General features: G+C 66.5%; 13 protein-coding genes. 5 read left to right on the top strand and 8 right to left on the bottom strand.

Annotated features, from left to right (window positions below; genetic code table 11):
• Positions 1-81 precede the first annotated feature (81 nt).
• From LFT49_RS10155 to LFT49_RS10140, 4 genes are all read left to right on the top strand, one after another.
• The gene (locus LFT49_RS10155) at positions 82-660 is read left to right on the top strand and encodes a recombinase family protein (protein WP_442863734.1); all 579 of its coding nucleotides are present in this window, start codon (positions 82-84) and stop codon (positions 658-660) included.
• A 175-nt stretch (positions 661-835) separates the two neighbouring features.
• Complete coding sequence (locus tag LFT49_RS10150; protein WP_237430414.1) at positions 836-1477, top strand: biotin transporter BioY; 642 nt, start codon at positions 836-838, stop codon at positions 1475-1477.
• A 6-nt stretch (positions 1478-1483) separates the two neighbouring features.
• Complete coding sequence (locus LFT49_RS10145) at positions 1484-2212, top strand: energy-coupling factor ABC transporter ATP-binding protein (RefSeq protein WP_237430413.1); 729 nt, start codon at positions 1484-1486, stop codon at positions 2210-2212.
• Positions 2209-2832: an energy-coupling factor transporter transmembrane component T family protein gene (locus LFT49_RS10140; protein ID WP_237430412.1), complete on the top strand. Its 624-nt coding sequence runs from the start codon at positions 2209-2211 to the stop codon at positions 2830-2832. Before LFT49_RS10145 ends, LFT49_RS10140 begins: the two co-directional genes overlap by 4 nt.
• Before the next feature lie 7 nt (positions 2833-2839).
• On the opposite strand, the gene LFT49_RS10135 is transcribed toward LFT49_RS10140, so the two are convergent.
• Both LFT49_RS10135 and LFT49_RS10130 read right to left on the bottom strand, forming a co-directional pair.
• Positions 2840-4018: a thiolase family protein gene (locus tag LFT49_RS10135; RefSeq protein WP_237430411.1), complete on the bottom strand. Its 1179-nt coding sequence runs from the start codon at positions 4016-4018 to the stop codon at positions 2840-2842.
• Positions 4008-5414 carry a class I adenylate-forming enzyme family protein gene (locus tag LFT49_RS10130; RefSeq protein ID WP_237430410.1) on the bottom strand — a complete coding sequence of 469 codons (1407 nt, stop codon included), beginning with the start codon at positions 5412-5414 and terminating at the stop codon, positions 4008-4010. Before LFT49_RS10130 ends, LFT49_RS10135 begins: the two co-directional genes overlap by 11 nt.
• A 58-nt stretch (positions 5415-5472) precedes the next feature.
• On the opposite strand from LFT49_RS10130, the gene ypfJ reads away from it, so the two are divergent.
• Complete coding sequence (gene ypfJ / locus LFT49_RS10125) at positions 5473-6354, top strand: KPN_02809 family neutral zinc metallopeptidase (RefSeq protein ID WP_237430409.1); 882 nt, start codon at positions 5473-5475, stop codon at positions 6352-6354.
• Positions 6355-6491: 137 nt separating this feature from the next.
• Here ypfJ and LFT49_RS10120 read toward each other — a convergent pair whose 3' ends face one another.
• Genes LFT49_RS10120 through LFT49_RS10095 form a run of 6 tightly spaced genes read right to left on the bottom strand, consistent with a single transcriptional unit; the run spans position 6492 to position 11561 of the window.
• Positions 6492-6824 carry a metal-sulfur cluster assembly factor gene (locus LFT49_RS10120; protein ID WP_058267279.1) on the bottom strand — a complete coding sequence of 111 codons (333 nt, stop codon included), beginning with the start codon at positions 6822-6824 and terminating at the stop codon, positions 6492-6494.
• Positions 6825-6839: 15 nt separating this feature from the next.
• Positions 6840-7634, bottom strand: a complete 795-nt coding sequence (gene sufC / locus LFT49_RS10115; RefSeq protein WP_236802645.1) for a Fe-S cluster assembly ATPase SufC — start codon at positions 7632-7634, stop codon at positions 6840-6842.
• Between the two features lie 43 nt (positions 7635-7677).
• Positions 7678-8034, bottom strand: a complete 357-nt coding sequence (locus LFT49_RS10110) for a non-heme iron oxygenase ferredoxin subunit (protein ID WP_142133896.1) — start codon at positions 8032-8034, stop codon at positions 7678-7680.
• 16 nt (positions 8035-8050) lie between these two features.
• On the bottom strand, positions 8051-9292 hold the full coding sequence (gene sufD / locus LFT49_RS10105) for a Fe-S cluster assembly protein SufD (RefSeq protein WP_237430408.1): 1242 nt from the start codon (positions 9290-9292) through the stop codon (positions 8051-8053).
• The gene (gene sufB, locus LFT49_RS10100; protein WP_043454764.1) at positions 9292-10755 is read right to left on the bottom strand and encodes a Fe-S cluster assembly protein SufB; all 1464 of its coding nucleotides are present in this window, start codon (positions 10753-10755) and stop codon (positions 9292-9294) included. The genes sufD and sufB overlap by 1 nt, the downstream gene beginning before the upstream one ends.
• Entirely contained in the window at positions 10755-11561 is an 807-nt protein-coding gene (locus LFT49_RS10095; RefSeq protein WP_236802641.1) for a helix-turn-helix transcriptional regulator, read from the bottom strand. The genes sufB and LFT49_RS10095 overlap by 1 nt, the downstream gene beginning before the upstream one ends.
• Positions 11562-11700: the final 139 nt, after the last annotated feature.

The raw sequence follows: 11700 nt of genomic DNA, 5'->3' as shown, positions 1-11700 counted from the left end.
CGCGCCGAGGTTCCGGGATTCCCGTAAACCCCGCCCCTCGTACTGCCCGGTAATGGAGTCCTAAACGCTACAATTGACGGCATGCTTATCGGGTACGCCCGAGTCTCCACCAACGCCCAGGACCTGACAGCACAGCGCGACGCTCTTGCAGCGGCTGGGGTGGATCCTGAAGTTATCTATGTCGATCAGGGATTCACCGGAACCCAACGCGACCGGCCCGGCCTCGGCAAGGCCCTGGCCGCCTGCCGCAGGGGAGATACCCTTGTGGTCACCAAACTTGATCGCCTCGCTCGCTCGCTGACCGACGCCCGGGACATCGCGGACGAGCTCACCCGTAAGGGGGTTGCCCTCGACCTTGGTGGGAGCGTCTATAACCCCAATGATCCGGTGGGAAAGCTGATGTTCAATATCCTGGGCATGATTGCCGAGTTCGAATCCGACCTGATCCGCGCCAGGACGCGTGAAGGAATGGCAGTGGCAAAAGCCAAGGGCCGGCTGCGAGGGAAACCTCCGAAGCTTTCAAAAGCCCAGGAAGCACACGTCGTTAGTCTCTACCAAGGCGGGGCGCATACAATCGCTGAGATTGCCGAGCTATTCGGCGTTGCCCGCTCGACGATTTACCGGGCCGTCCAAAGGGCCTTGCCAACGCCGCCCAAGTGATGGTTGGCCGCTCCGAGAGGTGTAAGGCGTTCCAGCCACTACGCGTGGAAGTTGTGCCCACCCCAAAAGCGGCAACCCTCCCGGTTAGTGGAACCCCTACAAAATGGACCCTGCTCCGCGGCGGTAGCGTCGGCTGTACATTAGATTCCGCTTGTACAACCCCGACAGGAACCCCATGAGCACCGTCGACACCACCGCCAAGAACACCGGCCAAGCCCGCCGCCGCTGGAACGGCACTGACCTCGGGCTGATCGCCGTCTTCGCCGCCCTGGTCGCCGCCGCCGCCCTGGTGCCCGGGCTCGCCCTGAACGGCTTCGGTGTCCCCATCACCTTCCAGACCCTGGCGGTGATGCTCACCGGACTGGTGCTTGGCCCCGCCCGCGGGTTCGCCGCCGTCGGCCTTTACACGCTCCTGGGCCTGGTCGGCCTGCCCATCTTCAGCCAGGGCCGCAGCGGCCTGGCCATCCTCGCCGGGCCCTCTGCCGGGTACATCATCGCCTTCCCCATCGCCGCCTTCGTCGTGGGATGGCTGGCCACCCTGGTGATCCGGCGCACCACCAAAGCCCGCGCCCTGTGGTTCTTCCTCTCCGCCACCGCCACGAGCATCGTCTTCGTGCACACGCTGGGCGTCATCGGCATCGCAATGAACTCCAAGGCAACCCTGGAGCAGGCCTTCATGAGCGACCTCGTTTTCTACCCGGGAGACATCATCAAGAATGTCCTGGCAGCCGCCATCGCCGTCGCCCTTCACCGGGCCTTCCCGGATGTCCTGGTGCGCCGCGTCCGTCGCCGTGCCCTGCCCGCTGAGAGCGCCTAGGCCGCCATGCCCGCCGTCACCTTCGCCCAGGCGTCCGTCGCCGTCGAAAGGGAAGACTCCCCGCACCCCAAGGTGCTCCTTCACCCGGTGGACCTCCGGCTGGAGGAAGCACGGATCGGGATCATCGGTGCCAACGGTTCCGGGAAATCCACCCTGCTGCGCCTGGTCAACGGCCTCATCCAGCCCACCACAGGGGCGGTAACGGTCGACGGCGACGACACAGTCCGTGCCGTCCGGAAAGTCCGGCGCAACGTGGGGTTCGTCTTCACCGACCCGTTGTCCCAGCTGGTGATGCCCACAGGCCGCGAGGACGTGGAACTGTCCCTGCGCCGATCCGTCCGGAACGCGGCCGAGCGGCGCAGCCAGGCCGAAGCCGCACTGCAAAGGCTGGGCCTGCTGCACCTGGCGGACCAGAGCATCTACGAACTGTCCGGCGGCGAACGGCAGCTCATGGCGCTCGCCGCCGTGCTGGCCGTCGACCCTAAAGTGCTGGTCCTGGACGAGCCCTCCACCCTCCTGGACCTGCGCAACCGCGAGCTGCTCCGCAGGACGCTGGCAGGCCTGGACCAGCAGATTATCCTGTCCACCCACGACCTCGAACTGGCCTTGGACATGGACCGGGTCCTGGTCATCGAGGACGGACGGGTGGCATTCGACGGCGCCCCAACCGACGCCGTGGCCGCCTACCGTTCCTGGTGTGTGGCGGGACTCAATGCAGGGCGGGATGTTCCGTGAGGGGCCACGGCTTCCTCCTTGCCAACTATGTGCCCGGAGATTCGCTTCTGCACCGGGCACCGCTGGCACTGAAGTTCCTCCTGGTCGTAGCCTGCGGCCTTGCGCCCTTCATCATTGTGGACTGGCGCATCTCCGCAGCCGTACTGGCTGCGCTGTGCGTTCTCTTTTTGGCGTCCGGAGCCGGAGTGAAAAGGCTCTGGCGAGCAATCCGGCCGCTTGCCCCCGTGCTGTTGGTGATTGGTCTCTTCCAGTGGTGGCAACTCGGCGGACCCACGGCGGGGCGAATCGTCTTGAACATCCTGCTCTGCGTGGTGGCCGCGTCCCTGCTCACCGCCACCACGCCCATTCAGCGGCTCCTCGACGGCGTGGTCCGGGCTGCCCGTCCCTTCACGAGATTCGGCGCGGATCCGGAGCGCTTTGCCCTGACCATCGGCATCATGCTCCGCAGCATTCCGTTCATCGCCGGCACCTTCGCCGACGTCCGTGACTCCGCCAAGGCCCGCGGCCTGGAGCGCAATCCGCGGGCCCTGGTCCTGCCCGTCTTCATCACCTCGGTGGCATACGCACGCCAAACGGGTGAAGCACTCGCCGCCCGAGGCCTGGGCGAAGCCGAGGACTAAAGCCGGCCTAGAGGCGCCGGTACTCCAGCAGTGCGGCCGTCCCCATTCCGCCCGCCATGCTGATCATCGCCAGTCCCAGGGCTCCCGGTGTTCCTGCCCTCCGCGCCTGGGCGAGCAGCCGGGTCACCAGCACCGCCCCCGAGGCACCATAGGCGTGCCCCAGCGCCAGCGCCCCGCCATCGAGGTTGGCCCGGTCGGCGTCGATTCCCAGCTGGTCCAGGCACGCGAGGGTCTGGGACGCGAAGGCCTCATTGAACTCCACCAGGTCCACGTGTTCTGCGGTCACACCGGCCTCCGCGAGCAGCCCACCGGCCGCCTGCGCAGCACCGATCCCCAGCACCCGGGGCTCGACGCCGGCGGTTGCGGTTCCGCGCACCAACAGCGCGTCGCGTGCCCCCAGTTGGCGGGCATGCTCCAGGGACGTCATAACGACGGCGGAGGCGCCGTCAGCGTCGAAGCAGGAGTTCCCGGCGGTGACAGTTCCTCCGGGCACGAAGGCGGGCGGGAACCGTCGCATGACGGCCGGGGTGAGGCCGCGGCGTGGCCCGCCGTCACATGAGACCGTGCCCGTGTCTGTGGCCAGCGGGACGATTTCGCCGGCAAAGCGGCCGTCCTGGATTGCCGCAAGGGCTTTCCGGTGGCTTGCCAGCGCGAAGGCGTCCTGCCGCTCCCGGCCAATGCCGAATTCCTGCGCCACAATCTCCGCCGCGACGCCCATGTCCGGATCGCCAAAGCTTGCCGGCACGAACTGGGCCCGCTGATAGAAGTCCGCGCCGCCGTCGTCCGTCCTGTGGGCCAGTAGTGGTGCGGTGCTGGTGCTCTCCACTCCCCCGGCCAGGTAAAGCGGGCTGCCGCCTGCTGCAACCAGCCGGCCGGCGAGGACAATGGCGTCGAGCCCGGAACCGCACTGCCGGTCGACGGTGATCCCGGGGACACTGACCGGGAGTCCGGCCTCGAGCAGGGCCAGCCGGGCCACGTTGCCGCCGCCGCCTACTGCGTTGCCGATGACGACATCGGAGACGGTGGCGGGATCCACGGCGAGCTCGGCAACCAGCGCCCGGAGCACCGGCGCCAGCAGTTCGTGGGCGCGCAGGCTCCGCAGCGCACCGTTGACGGGGCACACCGGCGTCCGGCGGGCTGCGATGATGACCGGCTGGCGCTCCGGCGGCAGCAGGTCAGCCGGCAAGGGGCCGCGCCCTGGGGTCCCGGGAGTTGATCCACTCCAGCAACAGGCTCCGGCTGACCTTGCCCCGGTCCGTCGTGGGCAGCTCGGGCAGGAGGTAGTACTGAAGGGGACGCTTGTGCCGGGACAGGAGGTCCTCCAGCCCGGCCCGCAGCTGGGTGGCGGTGATCCCGCCGTGGGACGGAACCACGCCCGCCACCACCCGCTGGCCGCGCAGGTCGTCCGGCATCCCGGCGGCGAGGGCTGCGGACACACCGGGAACCGCGGCCAGTGCCAGTTCCACCTCGTGGGGGTACACGTTCCGCCCGGCGGTGAGGATCATGTCGGCGCGGCGGCCCAGGATGTGCAGTTCCCCGTCCTCGAGATAGCCCTGGTCCCCCACCGTGTACCAGCTGCCGAAGGACCGCAGGGCCTGGCCGTCGTCGCCCCACAGGTAGCCGTTGCTCACCATGCCGCTGCGGACGCAGATGTTGCCGTATCCGCCGCCCGGGACCTGAGTCCCGTCGTCCGCCAGGACCCGGACCTCGACGCCGGGGAAGGGCCGCCCGATTCCGGTTCCGCCGGGGGCTGCAGCCTGGCCGGGTGCCAGTCTGAGACCGGAGACAAAGCTCAGCTCGGAGGCGCCGTAGTACTCGTAGATGGTGGCATTCGGGGCCCAGCGCCGGGCGGCCTCCAGCGTGCGGGCGTCCAGCTTCGAACCGGCGCAAATGATGGTGCGGATCCCCGAAGCGTCCACGCATCCCGTCAGGCCGCGCTCGCTGAGCATCCTCAGCATGGTGGGCACCAGGACAAGCCGGGTGACGCGGTCGTGCGTGATGGCACCGTGGACGTCGCCGACGTCGAACGTCTCCAGCGTCTGGAACTCGGAACCGGCGTAGAGGCACTCGGCCAGCGCGTAGAGATTGAGGCTGGCCGCCAGCGGCCCCGGGGCAAGGGTGACGTCATCCTGGCGAAGGCCGAAGAACTCAATCGAGGCATCGAAAGACTGCTGCCAGGACTGCCGGGAACGGGTAAAGGCCTTGGGCACGGACGTTGTCCCGGATGTGAGGCCGACCAGGAACGTGGACTCCGGCGGACCATCAGCGAGACCGTCGTCCGGGGACACCGGCGCCGCAACGCTGTGCGCCTCAACGTGCCGGACAATGTCCTCCTGCAGCGGTGCCGGCCAGTCAGGATCCAGGACGGCGCACTGCCGCCTGCCGGCCACGGCTGCAGCAAACTTCACCGCAAAGTCCACGGAATTGGCTTCGCAGAGCGTGGTCACTGACCTAGTCTCCGCCACCAAACCGGCAGCAGCATCGCGCAGCCCTGCCCATTCAAGCCGCCGCCCGCCAACCACGACGGCGGTGTCGTGCGGGCGGTGCTCAGCCCAGCGCTGGATCTTGTTCAGGAAGGGCACGGACCAACTTTACCGGCCGCCGCGGATTGAGCCGCCGGGCCGCGGGTATTGTGACGATATGAGTTTCAATGACAATGCGCAGCTTGATCCCAGCCAGGTCCAGGACCGAAGGGGCATGGGTACCGGTGTGAAGGTCGGCGGCGGAATCGGCGGCGGCCTGGTCCTGCTGGTTGCGCTCCTGCTGGGCATCAACCCCAACATGCTTGGCGGCCTGACCGACGGCGGCACCGCCGGACAGTCCCAAGGCACGGCTCCGGCCTGCAAAACCGGAGCAGATGCGGACGCCCGGCTTGACTGCCGGATCACCGGCACCGTGAACAGCCTCAACGCGTTCTGGCCGGGCTACCTCCAGCAGTACAAGGTGCAGTACCCGCGGCCGGAGGCAGTGATCTTCAACGGCAGCACCAACACCGGCTGCGGGCCCGCAACTTCCGACGTGGGTCCCTTCTACTGCCCGACGGACACCACCGCCTACTTCGATCCCGGATTCTTCCAGGAACTCGTCGACCGGTTCGGTTCCTCCGGCGGCCCCCTCGCCCAGGAGTATGTGGTGGCGCACGAATTCGGCCACCACGTCCAGAACCTGCTGGGTGACCTGAAACGCGCGCAGCAGGATCCGCAGGGACCGGAGTCCGGGTCCGTCCGAACCGAGCTGCAGGCCGATTGCTATGCCGGACTCTGGGCCAAGTACGCTTCCACCACCAAGGACCCCGCCACCGGCCAGCCCTACCTGGAACCCCTCACCCCGCAGGATGTGAATGACGCCTTGTCGGCGGCCGCATCCGTGGGCGATGACCGGATCCAGAAGGCAGCCACCGGCCGTGTCTCCCCCGAAGGCTGGACCCACGGCTCCAGCGAGGAACGCCAGCGCTGGTTCACCCGGGGCTACCAGTCCGGCGACATCAAGCAGTGCGACACGTTCTCCGCCGCCACCCTCTAACCCCAGGTTCACCCCATCGATTGCTCCGCACTTGTCGTTTAGATCGCTGAAAACGACAGATACGCAGCAATCGATAAGCCAACGACGACGGCGGGCCACCTTTCCTGCGAAAGGTGACCCGCCGTCATCGTACTTATTTAGATGTTGAAGCCGAGGGCCCGCATCTGGTCCTTGCCGTCGTCGGTGATCCGCTCCGGACCCCATGGCGGCATCCATACCCAGTTCAGGCGCCAGTCGTCCACGACGCCGTCCAGTGCCTGGCCGACCTGCTCCTCGAGCACATCGGTGAGCGGGCAGGCGGCGGTGGTGAGCGTCATGTCGATCAGGAGCGCACCGTCGTCGTCGGAGTACTTCAGGCCGTACAGCAGGCCCAGGTCCACAACGTTGACGCCAAGCTCAGGGTCGATGACGTCCTTGAGCGCCTCTTCGACGTCCTCCAGGGCCGTGCGGCCCGGCGTGATTTCGGTCATGGCAATGAGTCCTTACTAGGCCTGTACTGCGGCCTCAGCCGCGATGGTGGCTGCGCCGGCGCCCTTGGCGTAGCGGTCGTAGCCTTCTTCTTCGAGGCGGTCGGCCAGTTCGGGGCCGCCTTCCTCGACAACCTGTCCGTCCACGAACACGTGCACGAATTCAGGCTTGATGTAGCGCAGGATGCGGGTGTAGTGAGTGATGAGCAGCGTGCCCATGTTGCCCTCGGCGTGCGCGCGGTTGACGCCTTCGGAGACGATCTTCAGCGCATCCACGTCCAAGCCGGAGTCGGTCTCGTCCAGGACGGCGAACTTGGGCTTGAAGAGTTCCAGCTGGAGGATCTCGACGCGCTTCTTTTCGCCACCGGAGAAGCCTTCGTTGACGTTGCGCTGGGCGAAGTCGGCGTCGATGCGCAGCTTTTCCATGGCGTCCTTGACGTCCTTGGTCCAGGTCCGCAGCTTGGGTGCTTCGCCATCAATGGCGGTCTTGGCGGTGCGGAGGAAGTTGGTCATGGTGACGCCGGGAACCTCCACCGGGTACTGCATGGCCAGGAAGACACCGGCGCGGGCGCGCTCGTCAACGCTCATGGCCAGCACGTCTTCGCCGTCCAGGGTGATGCTGCCGCTGGTCACGGTGTAGCGGGGGTGGCCCGCGATGGTGGAGGCCAGGGTGGACTTGCCGGAGCCGTTGGGGCCCATGATGGCATGGGTTTCGCCGGTCCTGATGGTCAGGCTGACGCCCTTCAGGATCTCCTTGGTGCCCTGTTCCGTCTCAATGCTGACGTGCAGGTCCTTGATCTCAAGAGTTGACATGCTCTTCTTTCTTTTTCGCTCGTAAGTCTGGTGCTGCGGGCGCTCAGTAGTTGTTTACTGCTGCGCCGTTCAAAACGTTGGTGACGTCCACGTAGACGTCGTCTCCGTCGAGTTCGACGGCGAACACGGGGACAGGATCGTAGGCGGGGAGCTGCAGCGGCTGGCCGCTGCGCAGGTCGAACTGGGAGCCGTGGCCCCAGCACTCGATGGCGCAGCCTTCCACGTCGCCCTCGGACAGGGAAATGTCCGCGTGCGAGCAGGTGTCGCCGATGGCGTGGATCTCGCCCATCGAGTCCCGCACCACAGCAACGGGGTAGCCGTCGATCAGGATCCGCAGTGCCTGCTTGACCTGGATGTCATTGGCGCTGCAGACCAGTTCGCCCTTGGGTGTGCCGCTCATCCGTTCCTGCCCGTTCCTAGTTCTCGGTTGCCGCGAGTTCGCGCTCAACAGCCTCGGTCAGGCGCTCTTCGAGGGCCGGGACCTTGATCTGCTGGATGACCTCGTTGAGGAAGCCGCGAACCACCAGGCGGCGGGCAACATCCTCGGGGATGCCGCGGGCCATCAGGTAGAACAGGTGCTCGTCGTCGAACCGGCCGGTGGCGCTGGCATGGCCGGCACCCTCGATCAGGCCGGTCTCGATCTCCAGGTTGGGCACGGAGTCCGCGCGGCAGCCGTCGGTGAGGACCAGGTTCTGGTTCTTCTCGTAGGAGTCGGTGCCTTCAGCCTGCTTCTGGATCAGCACGTCGCCCACCCAGACCGTGTGTGCGCCCTTGCCCTGCAGCGCGCCCTTGTACAGGACGTTGGACTTGCAGTTGGCCAGGTTGTGGTCCACGAAGGAGCGGTGCTCCAGGTGCTGTCCCGCGTCGGCGAAGTAGAGGCCCAGAAGCTCGGCCTCGGCGCCTTCACCGGCGAACCGGACGTTGGAGTTCAGGCGGACGATCTTGCCGCCGAGCGTTACGGCGATGTGCTTGTACACGGCGTCCTTGGCAACCTCGGCGTCGTGCTGGGCCAGGTGCTTGGCGTCGTCTTCCCACAGCTGCACGGAAACCACCGTCAGCTGGGCGCCCTCGCGGACCAGGACCTCGACGTTGCCGTTGTGGTCGGCGATGCCGCCGTGCTCCAGGATCACTACGCCGCGGCTGTTGGCCCCGGCCTCGATCACCACGTGGGAGTTGCTGCGGCGGCCCGCGCCGTTGCCGGTCAGTACAACGCGCACGGGAGCGTCCAGCTCGGCGTTGGCCGGGATGGAGATCAGCTGCGCGCCGCGGGCGTTTGCGGAAGCGACGACGGCGGCACGGTCGGCGGGGACCAGGGTGGCACCACGGGGGGCCTCGCCCGCGCCGAGGATCCGCTGCACGACGGCGGCGGGCGCTTCGACGGAAACGTCCAGGACGCCGTCTTCCGACGGGGCGTCGGACAGCAGGTTGGCCAGTTCACGCACCGGGGTGAAGCGCCATTCCTCTTCCCGGCCGTTGGGCAGGGCGAAGTCGGCCACGTCGTGGCTGGTGAGCCGCTCGGCGCGGGAGGCCATGACCTGCGTGCCGTGGCTGTGGTGGCGGTCAACCTTGGAGGCGACCAAGTGTTCGCCTTCCTCGGTGAAACCGGAGATCGACGGTGCGCCGATGCGCGCCTTTTCGGTAGTTGCTTCGGCAGTCATTAACCGACGGATCCTTCCATCTGGAGTTCGATGAGGCGGTTGAGCTCAAGGGCGTATTCCATGGGCAGCTCGCGGGCGATCGGCTCGATGAAGCCGCGCACGATCATGGCCATGGCCTCGTCCTCGGGCATGCCGCGGGACATGAGGTAGAAGAGCTGCTCCTCGCTGACGCGGGAAACGGTGGCCTCGTGTCCCAACTGGACATCGTCCTCGCGGATGTCGATGTACGGGTAGGTGTCCGAGCGGGAGATAGTGTCCACCAGGAGGGCGTCGCAGCGCACGGTGTTGGCCGAGTGCTTGGCGCCTTCGCGGACCTGGACCAGGCCGCGGTAGGCGGCACGGCCGCCGCCCCGGGCAACGGACTTTGAGATGATGGAGCTCTTGGTGTTCGGCGCGATGTGCACCATCTTGGAGCCGGTGTCCTGGTGCTGGCCTTCGCCGGCAAACGCGATGGACAGGGTCTCGCCCTTGGCGTGCTCACCCACCAGGTAGACGGCCGGGTACTTCATGGTGACCTTGGAGCCGATGTTGCCGTCCACCCATTCCATGGTGGCGCCGGCTTCGCAGACAGCGCGCTTGGTCACCAGGTTGTACACGTTGTTGGACCAGTTCTGGATGGTGGTGTAGCGGACGCGGGCGCCCTTCTTCACGATGATCTCCACGACGGCGGAGTGCAGCGAGTCCGAGGTGTAGATCGGCGCGGTGCAGCCTTCGATGTAGTGGACGTAGGAGTCCTCGTCGGCGATGATCAGCGTGCGCTCGAACTGGCCCATGTTTTCCGTGTTGATGCGGAAGTAGGCCTGCAGCGGGATGTCCACGTGGACGCCCTTGGGCACGTATACGAAGGAGCCGCCGGACCACACTGCGGTGTTCAGCGACGCGAACTTGTTGTCGCCCACGGGGATCACGGTGCCGAAGTACTCCTGGAAGATCTCCGGGTGTTCCTTCAGTGCGGTGTCGGTGTCCAGGAAGATGACGCCCTGGGCCTCGAGGTCCTCACGGATCTGGTGGTACACCACCTCGGACTCGTACTGGGCGGCAACGCCGGAGACGAGGCGGCTGCGCTCGGCTTCCGGAATGCCCAGCTTCTCGTAGGTGTTGCGGATGTCTTCCGGGAGGTCTTCCCAGGTGGCTGCCTGCTTCTCGGTGGAGCGGACAAAGTACTTGATGTTGTCGAAATCGATGCCGGAGAGGTCTGCACCCCAGGTGGGCATGGGCTTGCGGTCGAAGTACTTCAGGCCCTTAAGGCGGAGGTCGAGCATCCATTCCGGTTCGCTCTTCTTGGCCGAAATGTCCCGGACTACCTCTTCATCGAGACCACGCCGTGCATTGGCGCCGACGTCGTTCTTGTCGGCCCAGCCGTACTCGTAGTTGCCGATGCCGTGGAGCTCGGGATTCTTTTCCAGAATCTCCGAGATCACAGTGTTTTCGGCTACTGCTTTCTCTGATAGTTGGTCCGTCATCACGGCCTTTCTTGCTGATGGTTGATTACTTCGTCCAGGCCGGCGGGGGCTGCCGCCGGCGCGGGCGCCGGTTTGGCAGACAGCCTGCCTGTAGGTATGTGGGTGGTGCAGACGTGGCCGCCCCGCGCCAGGGTGGAGAGCCGGCGTACGTCCACTCCCACCAGCCTTGAGAAGACTTCGGTCTCGACGTCGCAGAACACCGGGAACCGGGCTGCCAGCTGCTGGATGGGGCAATGGCCCTGGCAGAGCTGCACGCTGGACAGCGCCGCCGGAAGCGGTGCCTTCGCTTCGATGGTTGCGGCGGAAGCGACGAAGTTGTCCCGGCTCAGTGCGGCTGAAAGTGCGATGGCACGGTCGCGGATATCCGGCCCGGCCTGTTCGATTTCGGGTGCGTACCGGCGCTCCATGTCCGCGAACCGCTCCTCGGCGAAGGCCCGCACCGCATCCGGGCCGGCAACCTTCTGCAGCTCCTGAAGCGCCAGTGCGGCAATGTCCAGGTAGTCATTGCCAAGGCTTGACTGGCCCTGGGAACTGAGGACGTAGCGGCGGGCCGGGCGGCCGGCACCCGCACCGGGCTTGGCAACCCGCTTGACTTCGATGACGCCGGCACGCGAGAGGTGGTCAAGATGGCGCCGGACTGCCGCTGGGGTGAAGCCCAGCATGTCTCCCAGTTCGGCGGCGCTGACCGGTCCGTGTTCCAGGACGGCAGCGAGGACCCGGTCCCGGGTGCGCTCGTCGGCATCAGCCACGGGGCTGGATGCGGCACGACCGGGCCCGGCCACGGGCACAGCGGTGGTGTTGGTCATGGAATACACAACACAATCATGTCGTAATTTAGTCCCGGGCTCCAGTAAGGGCAGGCTGACCTTGGGGCCTGAACCGATTATGACCAGGCCGCGATTCCCGCACCCAGACTCAACAGCCGCGCCGGGTTGGCCGGGACAG

The sequence above is a fragment of the Arthrobacter sp. FW306-06-A genome, from assembly GCF_021870055.1.
GTDB lineage: Bacteria > Actinomycetota > Actinomycetes > Actinomycetales > Micrococcaceae > Arthrobacter.
Note: the sequence above shows the minus strand (reverse complement) of the source record. Positions and strands in the feature narration are given on the sequence as shown.